The organism is Prevotella falsenii DSM 22864 = JCM 15124 (assembly GCF_000613945.1).
Taxonomy (GTDB): Bacteria; Bacteroidota; Bacteroidia; order Bacteroidales; family Bacteroidaceae; genus Prevotella; species Prevotella falsenii.
Map to the genome: position 1 here is coordinate 1 of NZ_BAJY01000020.1, position 19099 is coordinate 19099.

The window sequence follows — 19099 nt, forward strand, 5'->3', positions numbered from 1 at the left end:
ACTATAAAGTTACAAAAAAAACAAGCGAGATTACCAACTTTTACAAGGAATTTCTTAACCCGAACTGGCGTATTCCTGCACCAAAAATCGTGCAGCCTCATCGATTCATGCAGCTCTTCTCCGCCCCATCTTCCTATCTTTAAAGTACTTATATAGCACTAAAATGGTTATCACACAAATTATTTACACGTAAAGAAATATTTATTTACGTGTATGTAAATAATTACTTACGTGTAGAAAAATATTTATTTACGTGTAAATAATTTGGCAAACCTGCATTAATTGTTCTTCTTATAGCTTATTACAGCCCAACCTCCCATAAAAAGAGCGATGCCTGAAAGGGCAAATACCTGATGAGCAATGCTGCTGAAGCTGCCTCCACGAATAAATACAGTGCGCATAGCCTCTATGAAATAGCTTACAGGATTAACGTATGTGGTGAGATAAGGCACGGACGGCATGGAACGTGTGGGGGTGAACAGACCGGAAAGCAACAGGAGTATGACCACGAAGAACCACATTACGAAGATGGCTTGCTGCATGGTGTCGGAGTAATTGGATATAATCAGTCCGAAAGACGAGAAGAATAGTGCCAGCAACATCGCCAGTAAATAGATGAGAGCGATATTCCCTACCGGAGTGATACCATATACAGCCCAAGCCAATACAAGACAGACGGTGATGATGAAGAAGCTATAAGCCAGTAAGGAATGAGCTTTGCAAGAATGAATGTCCACTTGCTTACGGGGGTTACGTTTATCTGTTCTATCGTCCCCGTTTCTTTTTCGTTCACTATATTCAGCGTTGGCAGGAAGCCGGTCATCAGCATCATCACGATGGCAAAGAGTGCAGGAATCATAAATAGCTTAAAGTTAAGGTGCTTGTTGTAAAGGTACAGCGTAGCCACCTTCGTCTGAATGGCTGCAGCGGAGGGCAACGCATTGGCAGAAACAACTTGCGAAAGATAAACCGACCCTATGGAACCTTTTGTTCCATTGACGGTATTGGCAGCAACAAGAACCTGTGGCATACGCCCCAAAGTAAGGTCGCGACTGTAATTCTGCGGTATAACCACTGCTATATCTGCCTCGGAACGCTCTATATTGTTGAGTGCTGCGGCGTAGTTTGGTTGCTGACCGTGAAAGATAAAGTACTTGTTTGCTTCAATTTCGTGTACCAATTGTTGCGACTGCGTAGAGCGGTCGTTGTCCACAACATCTACTACGATGTTCTTTATCTCCATGTTCATTATCCACGGCATAACGCACATCATCAGAATTGGATAAACTATGATGAGCCGTGGAAGGAACGAGTTCCGGCGAATTTGAGTAAACTCTTTCCGTAAAAGATATTTCAGTGTCATAGACTTCTATTCTAATCGTTTGTTGAACTTGGCGAGCGAGAGGGACAAAAGCACCACAAGCATACCTACAAGAATTGTTGTTTCACGGTACACTTGCTCTGCGCCAACCCCCATAATCATTAGTTTACGCATGGCACTTGTATAATAGCGTGTGGGTATAATGGCTGATACATACTGCAATATTCGGGGCATTGACTCAATGGGGAATATCATACCGGAAAGCATTACAATGGGCAACAGCAGCACCATTGCCGACAATAGCAATGCCACAAGCTGCGTTTTTGCAACGTTGGAAACAAGCAAACCCAACGAAAGAGCCAAGAGAATATATATCGTGGAAATAAGAAATATCCAGAACAAAGAACCTTGCAGCGGCACGTCTAACACGAAAATAGCCATAAGGAGTATCACTATCAGGATAACGAAAGCAAGCACCAAGTAGGGCACAACTTTGGCAACGATAATCATCAGCGGACGTATGGGCGAAACAAGAAGCACTTCCATAGTGCCTTTTTCCTTTTCGCGAACAATGGAAATGGAAGTCATTATGGCGCAAACCAGCATCAGCAATGTTCCTATGATGGCAGGAACGAAGTTGTAGGCTGACTTCATCTGCGGATTATACAGCAACTTTGAGTTCACTATACTGCTTTCCGCATTCGTGATAACCGCACCGGCATAGGTCGTCCACAGCTGTGCCATGTTAGGGTCGGCACCGTCTGCAATGAGCTGAAATCCCGCTTTCTTGCTTGCAAAATCCTTCGCAAATACCACTGCCATGTCTGCTTTTTGGTTGCGGATAGTCTGTTCAGCCTCGGCAGGAGTATCAACCACCTTGGTTATGATGAAGTATTCCGATGCCGATAAGCGGTCTACAGCTTGCCGGGTGGCGTGGTCGGCATTGCTCATAACAACGATTGTCCGCACGTTTTTCACATCGGTGGTAATGGCAAAGCCAAACAGAAGCATCAAGACTATGGGCATACCGAACAGCAACAGCATGGTGCGCTTGTCGCGAACAATGTGCTTGGTTTCCTTGACAACAAATGAAATAAACTGCTTCATGTATATTGAACATTTATATTGAGATATATTCTTAATCCGAACTTCGCGTTGCCTGTCGTGCCAGATAGGTAAACACGTGGTCCATATCGGGCTGGTTCAGCTCTCGTTTCAGTTCGTCGGGCGTGCCTAAAGCCTTGATTTTACCGTCCACCATAATGGAAATACGGTCGCAATATTCAGCCTCGTCCATATAGTGAGTGGTTACAAAGACCGTTATTCCCCGTTCTGCAGCATCGTAAATCAGTTCCCAGAACTGGCGGCGCGTGGCAGGATCGACTCCTCCCGTAGGCTCATCGAGGAACACAATCCCGGGTTCGTGGAAGATGCTGACAGAGAAAGCCAACTTCTGTTTCCACCCCAATGGCAGACCGGACACCAAGTCGTTACGATGCTCCGCGAAGTTCAAACGCTGCAACAGAGCATCGGTCTTATGGCGTATCTCATCGTCTTGCATGCCGTAGATACCTGCAAAAAGACTTATATTCTCTGCAACGGTAAGGTCTTCGTAGAGCGAGAACTTCTGACTCATATAGCCAATGTGTTTCTTTATCTCCTCATACTCGGTGCGTATGTCGAAGTTCACCACTCTGCCTGTACCGCTTGTGGGTTGGTTAAGCCCCGTCAGCATGTGCATGGCAGTAGTTTTGCCGGCTCCGTTGGCACCGAGAAAACCGAAGATTTCGCCTTTCTTAACGGTAAAGGAAATGTCGTCCACCGCACGGAAACTACCAAAAGCCTTTACAAGATGTTCTACTTCGATGACATTTTCAGCCTCATTGCCAACCTTATTGCTTCCTTCGTGCTCGATACCGGGTGGGTTAAATACATCTCTAAACTCCGTAAGAATGTCTTCGGGAGCCCCTATACCTTTTATAATACCTTCTGAAAGAAAGGCTACACGCTCACAACTTCTCACCTCATCGAGGTAAGGTGTGGAAGCAATAATGGCTATATCGCGCGCTTTCAGTTGTGCCAATATCTCCCAAAACTCCTTACGGCTGACCGGATCAACGCCCGTTGTAGGCTCGTCAAGGAACAGTACGCTCGGCTGATGGACAAGGGCACAGCAGAGTGCCAGCTTCTGTTTCATACCACCGGAGAGTGCTCCTGCCTTTCTATTCTTAAATCGTTCAATCTGCGAATAGATGGCTTTGATGGAATCGTAGTTTTCTTCTATCGTTGTATTAAAGAGCGTTGCAAAGAACTTCAGGTTCTCTTCTACCGTCAAATCCTGATAGAGCGAGAACTTGCCGGGCATATATCCGACCCGCTTGCGTATCTCTTTCATTTGGCTCACCACGTCGTAACCATCTACCGTAGCAGTGCCGGCATCGGGAAGAAGCAGCGAGCAGAGAATGCGATACATAGACGTCTTGCCCGCTCCATCGGGACCAATGAGTCCGAACACCTCACCTTTGCCCACGGAAAAGCTGACATCGCGCAGTGCCTGCACTTTGCCATAGTGTTTGGATACATTATTTACTTCGATTGCATTCATCGCTTTCAATATGGCTTAAAACTTTACTTCGCCGTACATTCCTATCTTTACATAGCCGTCGTTTTGGAACTGTATCTTGACAGCATAGACCAAATCGGCACGCTCATCGTCGGTAACGATGGTCTTAGGCGTGAACTCCGAGCGACTTGAAATCCAAGTAACGATGCCGTTATACTGCTTTTTCTGCCCGTTTCCATAGTCTGCCATCACCTTAACCTTTTGCCCAAGGCGGACATTTTTCAATTGTTCTGAAGTGATATATGCCCGTATGAACATTCTCTTGGTATCGGCAATCTTGAACAGTGGTTTACCTATGGAAACAAATTCACCCTGCTCTGCATACTTTTCCAAGACAGTTCCGGTAAGCGGAGTCTTCACGAAGGTGTGGGCAATCTGGTCGTCGAGCTGTGCTTGTTGGGCACGCACGCCGGCTTGTTGAGCGCTTACGCCTGCCTGTTGTGAATTGATTCCATCGATTTGCGCAGCAATTCCCTTGTTCTGTTCGGCTAATGCAGCATTCTGACCGGCTATCTGTTCTTCGGTTGCTGCAAGCTGTTTCTGCAACACTTGTATCTGATAATCTATGTCATCGACCTGCTTTTGTGGTACAGCACCGTCGCGCAAGAGTTCCGAAAAACGCTGACGCTCCCGCTGTTGATTGGCTATCTGCTGACGAATGGACGCCACTTGCTTCTTCAAATCCAATTGTTTGCTTGCCGTTGCCTGTCGGTTGGCAGCCAGCTGTCGCTTATTTGCATCGAGCTGACCGTGCGTAGCAACCAGTTGGTCGTTATTTGTTGCCAGCCGGGCACGCTGCAACGTGAGTTGTCGGGAGTCTATCTGCCCTACCGTAATTCCGCCGTCGAGCAACTGTCCTTCCTCTACGTGAAAGCTCATCAGCTGTCCTGAAGACTCGGCAGATACGGTAACTTCCGTAGCTTCGAATGTTCCCGTTGCATCATATTCCTTTTTATCCTCTCCGCAAGATGCCATTATAAAGGCAAGACCGGCTAATAAAAATGTCTTTTTCATATCTGTTGGTTGTTTTTTATTCGTTGTTGGTGTATTTCAGATTATACATTTCCTTGAGCATATCTATCTCGTGGATAACCTGTTGAGTCTTGGCTGCATTCTCATTGTTTATCTCTCGCAGCAAGCTATTGACGTCAATGATGCCGTGGACAAGCTTCGATTCGGCTGCTTTGCGTACGTTTGTGCGCAAAGCAATTATCTCGTCGTCGGCTTGCATCATTGTGCGGTATCGGTTTGCATTCTCTGTTTGCTGTATCTGTTCCATATTGTTGTTGAACAGGAACACCTCCCGTGTATTCTCAATCAGTTCGCGTTGCACCCTCAACTTGGCTTTATCGTTCTTGTGCGTATAGAGTGCGCCCACGTTCCAAGACAGTTTTATGCCCACCATGCCGTTGAAACTCCACTTGCGACTCATCATATCCTCGAACATATTAAGTCCCGGATAGCCGTAATAGCCTTGAGCATAAAGCCCCAACTTGGGTCGCAGCCTTGTGTCTAAGGCTTTCTCCTGCACTTCGGAAAGCTTCAGCTGATTGTCGAACAGCCGGATTTCCGGACGATTGCTTGCCGATGCACCGGGTTCAACAGCCGCCGGCTTTTCGGGATTGCTTATCTCTATGCCGCAAAAAACACTCAGCATACGCTGCAACATCTGTCGTTGCGATTTCAGACTCTCGTTCTGTTGCACTACGCTCAACCGCTCCGCCTTCACGTTATCAAAGTCGCTTGTGGCTGCCGTACCGCCTTTTACCATAGCGGCAAGTTTCTTTTCGCTCGACAGCAACAAAGCCTTTACGTCGTCGTTCAGTCTGATTTGTTCGTCGAGAAGCAAAAGCGAGAAGTACATTTCATTGACACGCTTGCGCACCTGATACAGGTTTACTTCGGTTTGTGCCTCCTGAACCTTTCCTTCCTGACGTGCTACGGTGCGCTGACTGCTTATGGCACCACCGTCATAGATGGTTTGCTGAAGGTCTACACCTATTTTATATTGGTCTTTGGTCAGCCCTTTCATGTTGAGTCCCATCTGTTGGTACATACTTTTCAGGCTTTCCGGCCACGACACGACGTCGCTTTGATAAGTTGCTTGCGCCGAAGCAGTAATCTGCGGTAACCACCCTTTCTGAATATTTCTGACTGTCAGCTCGGTTGTCTGAGCAATTAAGCCATACTGTTTGATAATGGGATAGTTCTTCTCAGCAGCCTGCCGGCATTCTTCCAACGTCTGTGCTTGGGCAACAGATGCCAGCATTATCAAGCTAAGGGTTATTATTTTCTTTTTCATATCGTTGAAATTATATTGCTCTTTCTACTTCATGGGACAAAGATAACATTTTGTTCTGTTACTTCATTAACCAACACACCGATATTATTGCCCTTTTGTACGATTACTATTAAAATTCTTTTCTCATTCGATAGAATAATCTTAATTTTGCAATTAATTCATACAAAAAGGCAAGTTCATGGACAAAGTAAAGGCGGTAAATCACTTTTCGTTAGACAACATCGACTTAGAAGAAGTCCTCAGACAACAAGATAAGTTCTTCGTAAACGATGATGCTGTTATCATTTTCAATGGGAGCATACAACGAAGCCCTGTATTTCATAAAGAAGAAATATACCAAGTAGCAGAGCCTCGTATTGTTCTTGCGATGGAAGGTAGTGGCGATGTCTGCATCAATCTGCAAGATTACCATGTAGAAAAAGGTTGGATTATGCTGATTGGTGCCGACAATATCCTTGAAATCAATAAGATTTCTTCCGATGCCCGACTCACTGCCATCGTGCTACGCGACAATATGGAAATACCCGAAGAGATTGTATTTAAGGCTTCCCCCACAGAAAACGACAGACTGCTGCGTATGTTTTATATTGTATGGGACATGATACAACTTACCCCTTATCGCAGAAAAACCGTACAGAACCTACTGAAAGCCATTGTTTCCGATATTCAGGAGATGAAAGAAGCAGAGGAGAAAACCATAAAAAACGAGGGTTCGACACGTACAAAAGAGTTGTTTCTGCAATTCAAACGCTTGGTGCATCAGCACTGCATGCAGGAGCGTTCCATACCATTCTATGCTGATTTGCTTCATATTACACCACACCATCTCTCTGCCATTATTAAGAAAGCCAGCGGTCGAAGTGTAATGTACTGGATTAACCGTGCCACTATTCAAGAGGCAAAGTTGCTGTTGAAAACCGGCAAACTGATGGCTTACGAGATAGCAAACCGTATGAATTTTCCAAGTGCTTCGGCTTTCTCTAAATTTTTCAAACGCGAAACGGGTATGACGCCTCGTGCCTATCAGGAAAACAAAAGCAAATAGTTATGCCGTTTGCTCTGCACTATCCAACTCGCTGCAATAAGTATCAAAAGAATAGAATGAGAGAATGCAGCAAATAACAGTTACGATTTGTTCCTACCTCCGGCTATATTTCAATCGTTCTTCCTTTATCGAATACCTCCCGATATATGCAGTTCGATATATTCTTTACACGTAAAGAAATATTTATTTACGTGTAGAGAAATATTTACTTACACGTAGAAAAATATTTATTTACACGTAAAGAATTTGACAAAGTTTTGCAAAAACAACATAAGCAACTAATAATGAGAAGGTTGAAAGATATATTTTACTGCGCTCGTAAACAGCAGAAACAAGCCATCTTTTTAGCGCATGGAAAGAGAGACGGCAGAAAACGAAAAGCAAGGGTGGCATTGCGGAAAACCGTATGAAGAAAAACAACAGCGTGCGGACAAAGTCGTAAAATGGGAATGGAGAATATTTTCAAGAAAAAAACACAACTAATTTCTCGTTAATCACATTTTTGCAGTACTTTTGCACTCTATAAAGAATAGGTAAAAATAATGTTTTAAGGGAAAGATTATGAAGAAAATTAGAGCAGCGGTAGTGGGCTACGGCAACATCGGACACTACGCTATTGAAGCACTCGAAGCTGCCAAAGACTTTGAGATAGCAGGCATTGTACGCCGTCAGGGCGACAAGGACAAACCATTGGAACTTACACCATACGACGTTGTAGACGACATTGCAAAGCTGAAGAACGTTGATGTAGCCATTCTTGCTGCACCAACACGTAGCTGTCCTGAATATGCAGAACGCATTGTAGCCATGGGAATCAACACGGTAGACTCGTTCGATATACATACAAGCATATCGGACTACCGCACAAAGCAAATGGAGAACTGCAAAAAAGCGGGCAAAGTGAGTGTCATTGCAGCGGGTTGGGACCCCGGTTCCGACTCTGTTGTGCGCATCTTGCTGGAGAGCTTGGCACCAAAAGGCTTGTCGTACACCAACTTCGGACCCGGTATGTCAATGGGACACTCCGTTTGCGTGCGCAGTAAGGAGGGCGTGAAGAATGCGCTTTCTGTAACTATCCCATTGGGCGAAGGCATTCACCGCCGTATGGTTTATGTGGAATTGGAAGACGGCGCAAAGCTCGAAGAGGTTACAAAGGCTGTCAAGGCTGACCCATATTTCGCCAACGACGAAACCCACGTGTTTGCAGTGGCAAGCGTAGACGACGTGCGCGATATGGGACACGGTGTCCACCTCGTTCGCAAAGGTGTGAGTGGCAAGACACAAAACCAGCATTTCGAGTTCAATATGAGCATCAACAACCCTGCACTGACAAGTCAGATACTCGTAAACTGCGCTCGTGCCACAATGCGTTTGGCAGCAGGTTGCTATACAATGCCCGAAATTCCGGTGATTGATTATTTGCCCGCAACGCGCGAGGAGATTATCAGCACGTTGGTATAGAAACTCTAATTATTACGCACAAAATAGAAATAATAAAGAGGAAAACGCTTTATATTCCTGTCTTTTCGTAACTTTGCACATAAATAAATGTTGAAATAACAGAAATGGGAAAGGCATTGAAGCATTTTATTGCGGAGTTTCAGCATAAAATTCCGCAGCATATCAATCCGGCAGCCGACTACGAAAAGGTTTCGGCAAGGTTGAAACAGCATCATATAAACTTGGAGTCGAAGTCGTTGCAGAAACTCAGAGGCTATGTGCTGATGAAGGAAAAGCCATCGAAAAAAACGTTAGACCGATTGGCATTGTTTGCAGGTTTTCAGAACTGGAAAGACTTACAGACTGCTATTCACGGCGGTGGCGACGGACAGTTGAATTACGAAGAGGAAGACAAAAAGGATTGAACTGAAAAGAAAAGCTACGATTTAAACCCCAATCGGCCATTAGGACGCATTTATGCTTCCTTACCGGTTTCGTCCGCTTGCCGGCATCTGCGCAGCCATTACATCTCGACGTAGCCCGCTACGACTTCGATGAAATGTCGGCACATCTGCTCGACAATCGAACAAAACCGGTAAAGGACGCTAACGACCGATTGGGGTTAAAACATAAAAAAAGTTCAGAACTATAAAGTTCCGAACTTTTTTTATCTTTGGATTTCTCAAGATAGAATTACTTATCTTTCTTAGCAGACACCACTCTTCTTTCCTTAATACGAGCAGCCTTACCTGTAAGTTTGCGCAAGTAGTAAAGCTTAGCACGACGTACCTTACCATACTTGTTCACCTCGATATACTCGATATTAGGTGATTCCATTGGGAAAATACGCTCAACACCGACGGTGCCCGACATCTTACGAACAGTGAAACGCTTCTTTTCGCCCTCACCGTTAATCTTGATAACTACACCACGGTAAAGCTGAACACGTTGCTTATTACCCTCGACGATTTTGTAAGCGACAGTTACAGTGTCTCCGGCTCTGAACTCCGGATGCTGTTTGCCGGTTGCAAATGCTTCTTCAGCAATTTTAATTAAATCCATTTTTTATATTAATTAAATATTGTTTGTCGTTCCAATACAACATAGCACATGACTCTTCCACGACCAGCGGTTATACCGAAAAGCGGTGCAAAGTTACGACAAATTATTCGATTAACGGCTGAAACTTTCTTCTTTGCAAACTTTCTTTAACTATATTTCACTTATACAGCGCAAAAACAAGATGCCTATAACACCATTGGCTGACAAGTTTTCAGTACCTTTGCAGAAAGTAAAAACGCAGATTATGAATAAAAAGATGTTTCTAATAGGTGGTATGGCAGCTGTACTGACCTGTACGCCATGTGCAGCACAGCAGGGAAAATACCAACTTACAGGTGTGCAGCGCAGCAGAATACTGATTGACGCACGCTACGACAAGGCTAAAGACCCAAAGGCTGTGGAGTTTTTAGCACCTTATAAGCATGTTGTGGACAGCATTATGAGTCCGGTTGTGGCACAGTCCGACCACTACATGGTGGCGCATCGACCGGAGAGCGACCTATCTAATCTGCTTGCCGATATATTGGTATGGGCAGCAAAAGGATACAACGAGAAAGTAGATTTTGCCGTTTACAATATGGGCGGTATCCGTGCAGCATTGCCCAAGGGCAATGTTACAGTGGGCGACGTAAACGATATTGCACCGTTTGAAAACAAAATATGCTTCCTTACGCTTAGCGGTGAGAAAGTGCTGGAGCTGTTCCGGCAGATTGCCCATACGGGTGGAGAAGGCGTCAGCAAAGGAGTGCTACTGGGTTTGACGAAGCACAACACGCTCCAATATGCGAGTCTGCACGGGAAACAGATTGACCCAAAAGCGAAATACCGCATTGCTACAATCGACTACTTGGCAGAGGGCAACGACAAATTAGAGGCTTTCAAGGCTAAAACCGATTTCAATGCACCGCAAGACGCATCGAACAACTCGCGATACATCATTCTGAACTACTTCAAAGCGATGACGGCGGAGGGAAAAGCCATTAACAGCAAGACGGAGGGGCGCATTGCTTATTCTGGCAATGAAGAGAACCGACCTGCCGTGATGGCGATGTAAGGTGGATAAGTGGGACAATAAAAAAGGATAAGAAACAATGAAAAAGAATATTTTACTGATAGCCTTGTGTATGTTCAGCGTAGTTGTCTTTGCACAGAAAAAGCAACTCACCATTCTGCATACAAACGATACGCACAGCCAGATAATGCCTTTCAACACTACGCTTGCCGATACGCTGCGAGCAGGACGGGCAGGTTTCGAGCGTCGCATAGCAATGTTGAAGGAAGAAAGAGCCAAAGACCCCGACTTGTTGCTGTTCGATAGCGGCGATTTCTGTCAAGGTTCGCCCTACTTCACCATGTTCAAGGGCGATGTGGAGGTAGGATTGATGAACCTGATGCACTACGATGCAGGCACAATAGGCAACCACGAGTTCGACTTCGGGCTTGATAATATGATACGAATGTTTAAGGGATTGAACTTTCCCATCGTATGTGCGAACTACGATTTTGCAGGTACGGAATTGGCAAAGATAGTAAAGCCCTACATTATATTAAAGCGCAAGGGACTGAAGATAGGCGTATTCGGCTTGTCGCCACAGCTCGATGGCTTGGTAGTAAAGGATAACTATGGTCCGCTGAAGTATATGGATCCGATAGCATGTGCGCAGAAATGTGTCAATGAACTAAAGGAAAAGAAATGCGACCTTATTATCTGTATATCGCATTTAGGCTTGGACATCGAAGGCGTTAGCGACGAAGAACTGGTTGCAGGCACGCGTGGCATCGACTTGATATTAGGCGGACACTCGCATACCTTCCTAAATGAACTCGCCTATGTGAAGAACTTGGACGGCAAGAAAATAGGTATCGACCAAAACGGAAAGTCGGCTATCTTTGTAGGAAAGATGGTTTTAGACTTGGAAAAGAAGAAATAGAAAAGCAAAAGGAGTTAAGACGGTACAACATCTTAACTCCTTTTGCTTTATATTCATTAATAAAATCATTCGAAATAGAATGTCAGAGCTATCATCTTAGAATGGGCTTCTTTCGCAAAATTGGCATACATCTGCATGTTTTTATCGCGCAATTCCTTTGCGTGATTGGCATCTAAGCTGTTCGACAAACCATACATAAACTTCAATTCAGGGCGCAATTTGAAGAAAGGAAGATAGAAGTCGCAACCTAATCCCACCTCCAAATAAGCATCGCCGCCTTTCAACTTTAAGTAATCGTCGCTCTTTCCCGACAGATTAGCCATCGGATTAATACCTAACATTAGGTAGGGACGATGATTGTTGAAACGCGGAGCAGCTGCAATAAGGTTGAAAGCGCACGAGATATAAACGGTTTTCAAGTCCTGTGTCCTCTCAATAGGTTGCCCTTTGGTGTTCAAATCCGTCAGGTTTCTGAAGGTAAGGTGGCGCGTACCAAAATACATGGTAGGTGCTATACGCAGCTGAAATGTTGTGTTCAGACGCAGTTCGCCCAACACTCCCACCGTAAAACCGGCGTCCCAGCGGTCTTGGTCTACCGAAATAACCTTCTGCACGGGTCCGTTACCATCGTCAAGGTCTACCATTTGCGGTCCTGTATTAACAATTTCAAGGTCTTGCAAGTGTGTACCGACCATAACACCGAAATGGAAAGGACGCAAGTCTGTGTAGGGACGGTTCTGCACAGTACGTTCTTGCGCAAAGCCAACCATTGATGTTGCTAACAATAATATTATGTATAGAAGTCTTTTCATATCTGTTCTTATAACGTTTTCTCTATTTATTTATTGTAACACAAGGCTTTCATCTTTGCTTTCAAAGCCAACGAGACCATAGATTTTATTTGTATATTGTCTAAATATTTCATTTTCTTATCATCATTTGTAGGTATTAGGAAAATATTGTTTACCTTTGCACCATACAAAAGTAGGTATTGAAGACAATCCTATACAAAAACATTATTAATATAATAAAAGATTTATAATTATGGCTTATGTAATTAGCAATGACTGCATCGCTTGCGGTACATGTATTGACGAATGTCCGGTAGGAGCTATCTCTGAAGGCGACATCTACAAAATTGACGCTGATGCTTGCACAGAATGCGGCACATGCGCAAGTGTTTGTCCGAGCGAAGCTATTAGCTTAGGCTAAGACAAAACTAATTGTTACTGATTAAATTTAGGCGGACTCTGCGGAGTCCGCTTTTCTTTTAGCCCTTCCCATTCATCTTTAACACCCGCCTTAACAACGAAAAGAAAATCGTTCGGTACTATCCTATAAAAATGTGTAAGCCCATTGTTTATCTTGTTATTATGTTTCAAATACAAAGATAATAAAATAATGAGCTTACACATTTTTATAGGATAGTACCGTTCGTTCTTCATCATTAGCCAGCATACCCATACCATTGAAGAGAAAATCCTCCACATTCCCTCAAGCCCCGACAAGCCATCATTGCAATCAGGGCTTTGCATTATAGTTCCGGTTTTCTTCCTCGAATATATCCGTCATTGATTATCAGTGATTTATATTTGCGCGGTACAAAAATGTCCCCTCAATTTGAGTAGTATTGATTAGAAAACATCTTGGATGTTATTACCCTTTTAAGTATCTATTTTTAGTATGTCGCTCATCGGCTTTCTTCATTCGAACATGATTATATTTATTTGTTCTTAGATTTACTTCCTATAGTGAAATAGGATTTTTTTAACAAGGAATCCATCTTCTGAAGGTTATAATTCATTTTCATTATTATGGTTTCATATTGTTCTTGCTGTATTTCTGTTTTAGAAAACCTGTTATTGAAAAATGTCATTCCAAAAGGCGAAAGCAATGAAATAATGCAAGCAGACCAAGCTAGATTTCTGCTAATCTTCGCTTCTTTAACTTCTCTTTGGTATGAAAGAATTTCTAATGACACAAAATTGTTATCAACTAATACCCGTAATGAGTCGGAAGGGTAAATTAAGCTATTAAAATAGTAAGTAATTTTACTCAGAATAGGCTCCTCGACAAGTTCTCCACTGAGTATAATATCACCTTGATTATTTTTTAGAACAGCAGTATTTTCTTCAATTTTAATTTGTCCCCCAGTTATTGTTAATATCGTCCCGTCAGAGCCTATTCCCACACTAGTATCAGAAGGAGCATATATTATCTGATTCTGCTCTTTACTTAAACAATACACAAGTCCTTCTTTTTCCATTGTTTCTATCAATGAAATTATTCTTACGAGCAATGAATATATCTCATCTCTTTTATGTTCTGTACTATACAGGGTATATACCTTTCTTGTTGGCACTAAGATAAGAAGAGCTAATTCTTTATCATTAAAGTATTGCTTTAAAAGTTCTCCAAGTGTAGATACCTTTTTAGAAACCTGATTCAATATAATCTTGATGATTCCCTCATCCCATTTATTTATCTTTCTCATTGCCTTTTTGACTTTCTTTTTTTGAGAATCTTTCGGTTCTCATATTTCTTTTGATTAATAACTTTGTCTTTTCTCTCAATAATTTGTTTTGCCTTTAAAAGTTCGTCCTGAAGAATGCGATTTTTCTCTTCTAATTCTTTTGACTTCTTTTCATTAGATTCCGCTTCTTTTTTTGCAGATTCTATAATGGGAGAGAAAAAGTAACCCTTTTCTTTTGTTTTTTTATATATTTCATTGCATTCTTCTTCAGACGGATTCGTTAAGAGCTTATTAATTTCATCTTGTAAGGCGAATCGCATTGTAATAATATTCTTTCCTGTAATTTCTATTCCTGATTTTAAAAGGATTTCTACATCTTTCCATATTGTTTTTGCTGTATGTTGTAGGAATGGATTTTCAAATAAGCTTTGTATCTTTATTTGATCATCTTGTATTAATCCTGTTTCAACTAAATATGCCATTAATGATGCGGGTTTACATAAGATATTAGCACTAACTCCTAGTTGCTTAGCACAATAATGCACCCTTGTTGAATTTGTTAAAATATAATATTTGTTTTTTAACAAATCTTGTCTATCGGCTAGCTTTCTGCCTATTCTTTCATTGTTAATCTCATTAAGAAGCTTAATTTCCAAATATAGTAGAGCATCAGTTTGCGCAATAGCTTCATTCTTATCTTCATCACGATGCTGAGCTTTTTCTGTTTTGTATGTCTCATCTAGAGATGCATCTGCGAGTTTTGCCAACGATTTATCATCTACTTCTACCGATTCAGGCATGATACCATAATTAATTTTGTCACCTAGTTTTTCTTTGATTTGTTCACCAATAAAACCAACACCGTGATTTGAAGAGAAATAATTTTTTATATAAGTTTCCCAAGTAGGGCAACATGCATTATTTGAACGCCTAGTATAGTAGTAGTCTTCAATAAAAACATTCTTAAAGTCTTGACTTACCAAATCTTCTTTTGTGTCGATTAAGTAAGAAACATAAGGGTATCTTTTTTTGGCAGCTGCTGCATGGTTAAAAACTTCGGTAATAATTTCATTCGGTATATATATCTTACAGCCGCACCTTTGAAGCAATTCAATCATCTTTCTGTATTGTCTGCTCATTGATGCCTTCTCTGTAATCAAGTACAGCAGAACATCAGTGTCAACAATAAAGACTTTTTCCCTTATTAAAGTACTCTTAAATTCGCTTAATAATGGGTCTATGTCCATTATTTGCATTGTTATATAAGTTCTTGCAAGAAGTTCAAGGATACACTTTTGCTCTTCTGTAGGTTTTTCTATAACACTGCCTATAGTATAAATAATTTGATTTGATAATTCTTCTTTCTCTCTAGAACTTAATCCATTCGATGCGATTTTTCCTAATTGAGGAAGTTCTGTCGCTTCTTTTCTTTTATCTAGTTCAAAGAAAGAGAGACCAGTTACCACATAATAATAATCAATACAATCTTTGATATTAGATTTTACTTGATTTTCATTACTAATCTTTTCCCCATAATCTCTTTGCACCATCTTGGAGATATCATCTATAAGATGCTTTTGCTGTTCCGATATCTGTTTTATATCCTTCTCCAGATCCTGTTGAGATTCTGCTGTAAGAGCGAGTTCCCCATTTTCCTCTTTGATGAATTTATTCTTAATTAGCTCTTGTATTGCAAAATTTATATTATTCTCATCTATTAAATAACCCTTGTATTGTGTAGTAACCTTTTCCAATATTCCTTTACGGTTAGCAACTCCACCCCCTATAATAAGTGAAAGTAGAAATTTTTGAAAAATGACATTTCGCTTATTCTTAATCTCTTTGCTATTAAAGAGCAGACAAGATTTTAACATTGCTTCTTCTATATCTTTATCTTTAAAGTAACTCATAACAATACATTAATGATTTTATTTTACATTTCTTGCAATTACTTACATTTTGAAAGGACAATTTTATTTTATATTTATATCATTTTGCTCATAATAGTACGAATAATCAATACCTTTCATGAACATTTCTCGGTCGTCAATCTTGGTGGTGAGTGCATGTTTTACCAAAGCTTTGATGTGGCTGCTATCAGATACACTCTCACGCATGGCTGACAGATACTCGTTCTTGTCTATCTGGCTCCAATCCACACACCATTTGAGAGAACGCTTCAGCATGAGGTCAAGCCAAATGCGAGTGCTGCGACCATTACCCTCCATAAAAGGGTGGGCAACATTCATTTCGATGTATTTATTATCTCATCAAAGGTTGTTTCTAGCATTCGCTCTATTGTTTGCAGCGTGGCAGGGAAGTGCATACAATTAGCAAATGTAAAGCCACCTTTGGATATATTCTTCGTACGGATTTGTCCTGCAAAGTCATATAATCCTCCAAAGAGATAGGCATGAATCTGTTGCAAACACTTGACGCTACCGGGCTCTGCTGTTTTCAATAGTCCACTCTCAAAGAGTTGGTAGGCTTTCTTCTTACTCTGTCCATCAATGGTGTTATCGCTGTAAGTAAACCAATCGAGAAATGCTCTTGCCTTGATGTTGGGTATTGCCTTTGCCAATAAGACTACGCCCTCACCATCCAACATATCTGTCAATCGTAGCTTCCCGTCAGGAGCTTGCAGTTTGAACCGGTTAGTGCCACTAACCAGTTCGTTCTTCTCCTTCTTCAATTTTGTTTTGAGATACTTCCAATAGTTTCTTGTCTTCTGATAATCATCCTGCTCGTTAATCGCTGCAATGATGTCAAGTACAGAGAACCACCATTTATTATCGTAATCGTCCCACACCGCCCTCACTTCACGGTCGTTGAAGAAACAGATAGATTTCTTATGTTGCTCTTTATGCGTTGCCATAATGGAAACCGTTACTTGTCTTTAGTATTGATTAACACAATAAGTCATTTGCAAATATAGCAATTTTTCTTGTATAAGAGATTAAAAAACTCCTTTTTCTGTATGTCTTGTCAATATCTGCCACGCCCCCTTCGCAACTCATCAAGATAACGGGCGGTTATCACGCCGGAAGGTAGTGCGATTATGGCTATGCCCAATAGCGACGACAGCATGCTTACGAAGCGGCCGACGTCGGTAACGGGGCACATATCGCCATAGCCTACGGTGGTGAGCGTTACGGTTGCCCAATACAAAGCATCGAAAAAGGAACGGAATGTCGGCTGATGGGTATATGGATTTACGTGCGGCTCGACATTGAACAGTATGAGTGCCGTTACAAAAATGTACAGCAGAGCCAACAGCAAAACGGAAGACAGCACCTGCCGTTCCTTGTAGAGTATGGAGAGGAACAGGCGCATCTTGCTCGATATTCCAAATATCTTCAGCACCCTTGTCAGCCTCAGCAGCCGCACGAAGCGGAACAGCTTGAACGCAGGGTTGAGCAGGGTAACGGCAGGCAAGATGGACAGTAGGTCTATGATTGCCATCACGGAAAACGGATAGGTAAGGAATGCCGTCTTGCGATTGTTGTTTCTTATGTCAGCCGTACCCCATCTCAGCAGGTAGTCGATGATGAACACGAGCACAGAGCCCAGTTCCGTGTACCAGAACGCCTTGTGCGACTTCATGAACATAAGGGGAAGGAGGCTTACGAGAATGACAAGTAACATGAACCAGTCGTAAGCCGTGCATATCCGGTCGGTATGCGATTGTCGGTCGATAATGTTTGCTATTCTCTGTCTATTCATATTGTTGAGATGCCCCATGCGAAGCGTTCCTTGCAGTCAGGCTCGAAGAACGGGCAGGGCTGCACGCCTGTTATCACGCAGGGTTTACCACGGTATAGGTTTCATACCCATTCCCTGCCAGCATCGTGTGAGCTGTATGGTGCAGGCATTTGTCAGCTTTCTCGCAACGAGTGCCTGTGCAATGCGCAAAGTCGGCGTCTAATTGGTTGTATTCTTCTTGGGTCATAACGCTTTATTTGTTGTAGCAACAGAGCATTATATTATATTAAATTAAATTTATTATGCTTCTGAGTCTTCTACTTTAATTTCCATTGCTGCTAAATCAAAATAGTTACGTATTCGATTAATGCAAGATATATATGATGTCCCCAGTTTATTATTTTCATTTATACGTCTCTTGATTTTCTCTAAATTTGTTCGTTTGTAAATTCAGAGGATGAGCATGATGTCTCATTTCCATCTTTGATGTTAATACTCACTAAATTTACGCTTGTAGTGGCAATAAGGATACCATAGATATATTCTGAATCTGATTGAAATAACTCATCATTTTTGAACGACCTATTCTTTTCGCATGAAAGAATGCAAGCATAAATGGCAGCAAGCCCCATAGCGGACATTCTTACTAAAAAGTCTTCTTTTAATTTATCTAATTTATCTTTATTATTATGCTCTTGCGAGAAACGAGGCATAGTAGTTTCGTGATTGCTTAGACTCTGTTTTATAAAATCTTCATGATGAGATAAGCTACTATTTAATGTTTCTTTAACTTGTGGTAAGATATTCTGAGAAACTTCTATAAGCCTTCCCGTGGATAGACCAATTTCTCCAGTTACCTTATTCACTTGACTTAATGTGGTATCAAGTTCTTCTGAAAGTTTCGTTATAATATTTGTTGCATTATCTATTTTCATCAACTGCTTTTCTAATCCAGAATTAGACTGCATAGTAACAAAAATTGCCAAGATAGATAATACGAATGAAGTTATTGTAGAGGCAAACGAGATATAAGTAAATATATTACTTTTAGAGTCCCCTCCATATAATGATGTTATAAGAGATATTACTCCAAATAATAGAAATCCAACAATATAATTCCTATGGATTTTTGTCATCCTCTTTATCAAATATTGTTCATTACTAGACTCAAATTTTTTATTGCTCTTATAGTCATATACA

General features: G+C 41.8%; 17 protein-coding genes and 3 pseudogenes. 7 read left to right on the plus strand and 13 right to left on the minus strand.

The window, feature by feature from the left end:
* Nucleotides 1–278: 278 nt before the first annotated feature.
* From JCM15124_RS13825 to JCM15124_RS08270, 5 genes and pseudogenes are all read right to left on the minus strand, one after another.
* Nucleotides 279–1294: pseudogene (locus tag JCM15124_RS13825) on the minus strand (ABC transporter permease).
* Between the two features lie 75 nt (nt 1295–1369).
* Entirely contained in the window at nt 1370–2428 is a 1059-nt protein-coding gene (locus JCM15124_RS08255) for an ABC transporter permease (RefSeq protein ID WP_024999047.1), read from the minus strand.
* 31 nt (nt 2429–2459) lie between these two features.
* A complete protein-coding gene (locus JCM15124_RS08260; protein WP_024999048.1) occupies nt 2460–3926 on the minus strand; it encodes an ATP-binding cassette domain-containing protein in 1467 nt (488 codons plus the stop codon).
* A gap of 15 nt (nt 3927–3941) precedes the next feature.
* Entirely contained in the window at nt 3942–4958 is a 1017-nt protein-coding gene (locus tag JCM15124_RS08265) for an HlyD family secretion protein (RefSeq protein WP_024999049.1), read from the minus strand.
* 16 nt (nt 4959–4974) lie between these two features.
* Nucleotides 4975–6246, minus strand: a complete 1272-nt coding sequence (locus tag JCM15124_RS08270; protein ID WP_024999050.1) for a TolC family protein — start codon at nt 6244–6246, stop codon at nt 4975–4977.
* Nucleotides 6247–6424: 178 nt separating this feature from the next.
* Between JCM15124_RS08270 and JCM15124_RS08275 the strand changes: the two genes are divergently transcribed.
* The 4 genes from JCM15124_RS08275 to JCM15124_RS15935 all read left to right on the plus strand — a co-directional run bounded on the left by JCM15124_RS08275 (nt 6425) and on the right by JCM15124_RS15935 (nt 9383).
* Nucleotides 6425–7291 carry a helix-turn-helix domain-containing protein gene (locus JCM15124_RS08275; protein WP_024999051.1) on the plus strand — a complete coding sequence of 289 codons (867 nt, stop codon included), beginning with the start codon at nt 6425–6427 and terminating at the stop codon, nt 7289–7291.
* A 561-nt stretch (nt 7292–7852) separates the two neighbouring features.
* Complete coding sequence (locus tag JCM15124_RS08285; protein WP_024999052.1) at nt 7853–8752, plus strand: diaminopimelate dehydrogenase; 900 nt, start codon at nt 7853–7855, stop codon at nt 8750–8752.
* Nucleotides 8753–8856: 104 nt separating this feature from the next.
* Nucleotides 8857–9156, plus strand: coding sequence for a hypothetical protein (locus tag JCM15124_RS08290; protein ID WP_024999053.1), 300 nt, complete (start codon nt 8857–8859; stop codon nt 9154–9156).
* A gap of 77 nt (nt 9157–9233) precedes the next feature.
* Nucleotides 9234–9383, plus strand: coding sequence for a hypothetical protein (locus tag JCM15124_RS15935; protein WP_156930694.1), 150 nt, complete (start codon nt 9234–9236; stop codon nt 9381–9383).
* Nucleotides 9384–9424: 41 nt separating this feature from the next.
* On the opposite strand, the gene rplS is transcribed toward JCM15124_RS15935, so the two are convergent.
* Nucleotides 9425–9793, minus strand: coding sequence for a 50S ribosomal protein L19 (rplS, locus tag JCM15124_RS08295; RefSeq protein ID WP_024999054.1), 369 nt, complete (start codon nt 9791–9793; stop codon nt 9425–9427).
* Between the two features lie 244 nt (nt 9794–10037).
* Here rplS and JCM15124_RS08300 point away from each other — a divergent pair, with 244 nt between their 5' ends.
* Nucleotides 10038–10847 carry a 5'-nucleotidase C-terminal domain-containing protein gene (locus JCM15124_RS08300; protein WP_024999055.1) on the plus strand — a complete coding sequence of 270 codons (810 nt, stop codon included), beginning with the start codon at nt 10038–10040 and terminating at the stop codon, nt 10845–10847.
* A 37-nt stretch (nt 10848–10884) separates the two neighbouring features.
* A complete protein-coding gene (locus JCM15124_RS08305; protein ID WP_024999056.1) occupies nt 10885–11724 on the plus strand; it encodes a bifunctional metallophosphatase/5'-nucleotidase in 840 nt (279 codons plus the stop codon).
* Nucleotides 11725–11789: 65 nt separating this feature from the next.
* Here the strand turns inward: JCM15124_RS08305 and porT are convergent, their stop codons facing one another.
* Entirely contained in the window at nt 11790–12536 is a 747-nt protein-coding gene (gene porT / locus JCM15124_RS08310; protein WP_024999057.1) for a type IX secretion/gliding motility protein PorT/SprT, read from the minus strand.
* 232 nt (nt 12537–12768) lie between these two features.
* Between porT and fdxA the strand changes: the two genes are divergently transcribed.
* Nucleotides 12769–12936, plus strand: a complete 168-nt coding sequence (fdxA, locus tag JCM15124_RS15290; protein WP_014709582.1) for a 4Fe-4S ferredoxin — start codon at nt 12769–12771, stop codon at nt 12934–12936.
* Nucleotides 12937–13447: 511 nt separating this feature from the next.
* On the opposite strand, the gene JCM15124_RS08330 is transcribed toward fdxA, so the two are convergent.
* From JCM15124_RS08330 to JCM15124_RS16185, 6 genes and pseudogenes are all read right to left on the minus strand, one after another.
* The gene (locus JCM15124_RS08330; RefSeq protein ID WP_024999059.1) at nt 13448–14218 is read right to left on the minus strand and encodes a hypothetical protein; all 771 of its coding nucleotides are present in this window, start codon (nt 14216–14218) and stop codon (nt 13448–13450) included.
* The gene (locus JCM15124_RS08335) at nt 14215–16107 is read right to left on the minus strand and encodes a hypothetical protein (RefSeq protein ID WP_024999060.1); all 1893 of its coding nucleotides are present in this window, start codon (nt 16105–16107) and stop codon (nt 14215–14217) included. Before JCM15124_RS08335 ends, JCM15124_RS08330 begins: the two co-directional genes overlap by 4 nt.
* A gap of 63 nt (nt 16108–16170) precedes the next feature.
* Nucleotides 16171–17072: pseudogene (gene fic / locus JCM15124_RS13830) on the minus strand (protein adenylyltransferase Fic).
* Between the two features lie 110 nt (nt 17073–17182).
* Nucleotides 17183–17920, minus strand: a complete 738-nt coding sequence (locus tag JCM15124_RS08345) for an ion transporter (protein WP_024999061.1) — start codon at nt 17918–17920, stop codon at nt 17183–17185.
* Nucleotides 17920–18146, minus strand: a pseudogene (locus JCM15124_RS13835) (DUF6078 family protein); the annotation flags it as partial. The pseudogene JCM15124_RS13835 and the gene JCM15124_RS08345, both read right to left, overlap by 1 nt.
* A 181-nt stretch (nt 18147–18327) precedes the next feature.
* Nucleotides 18328–18837, minus strand: coding sequence for a hypothetical protein (locus JCM15124_RS16185; RefSeq protein WP_198019130.1), 510 nt, complete (start codon nt 18835–18837; stop codon nt 18328–18330).
* Nucleotides 18838–19099: the final 262 nt, after the last annotated feature.

Bases quoted from the DNA above. Each gene is read 5' to 3' on its own strand.
- JCM15124_RS08270 (WP_024999050.1), bottom strand. From the start codon at position 6,246: ATGAAAAAGAAAATAATAACCCTTAGCTTGATAATGCTGGCATCTGTT.
- rplS (WP_024999054.1), bottom strand. From the start codon at position 9,793: ATGGATTTAATTAAAATTGCTGAAGAAGCATTTGCAACCGGCAAACAG.
- JCM15124_RS08345 (WP_024999061.1), bottom strand. From the start codon at position 17,920: ATGAATAGACAGAGAATAGCAAACATTATCGACCGACAATCGCATACC.
- JCM15124_RS08260 (WP_024999048.1), bottom strand. From the start codon at position 3,926: ATGAATGCAATCGAAGTAAATAATGTATCCAAACACTATGGCAAAGTG.
- fdxA (WP_014709582.1), top strand. From the start codon at position 12,769: ATGGCTTATGTAATTAGCAATGACTGCATCGCTTGCGGTACATGTATT.
- JCM15124_RS08330 (WP_024999059.1), bottom strand. From the start codon at position 14,218: ATGAGAAAGATAAATAAATGGGATGAGGGAATCATCAAGATTATATTG.
- JCM15124_RS08290 (WP_024999053.1), top strand. From the start codon at position 8,857: ATGGGAAAGGCATTGAAGCATTTTATTGCGGAGTTTCAGCATAAAATT.
- JCM15124_RS08305 (WP_024999056.1), top strand. From the start codon at position 10,885: ATGAAAAAGAATATTTTACTGATAGCCTTGTGTATGTTCAGCGTAGTT.
- JCM15124_RS08275 (WP_024999051.1), top strand. From the start codon at position 6,425: ATGGACAAAGTAAAGGCGGTAAATCACTTTTCGTTAGACAACATCGAC.
- JCM15124_RS08300 (WP_024999055.1), top strand. From the start codon at position 10,038: ATGAATAAAAAGATGTTTCTAATAGGTGGTATGGCAGCTGTACTGACC.
- JCM15124_RS08255 (WP_024999047.1), bottom strand. From the start codon at position 2,428: ATGAAGCAGTTTATTTCATTTGTTGTCAAGGAAACCAAGCACATTGTT.
- JCM15124_RS08265 (WP_024999049.1), bottom strand. From the start codon at position 4,958: ATGAAAAAGACATTTTTATTAGCCGGTCTTGCCTTTATAATGGCATCT.
- JCM15124_RS08285 (WP_024999052.1), top strand. From the start codon at position 7,853: ATGAAGAAAATTAGAGCAGCGGTAGTGGGCTACGGCAACATCGGACAC.
- porT (WP_024999057.1), bottom strand. From the start codon at position 12,536: ATGAAAAGACTTCTATACATAATATTATTGTTAGCAACATCAATGGTT.
- JCM15124_RS08335 (WP_024999060.1), bottom strand. From the start codon at position 16,107: ATGAGTTACTTTAAAGATAAAGATATAGAAGAAGCAATGTTAAAATCT.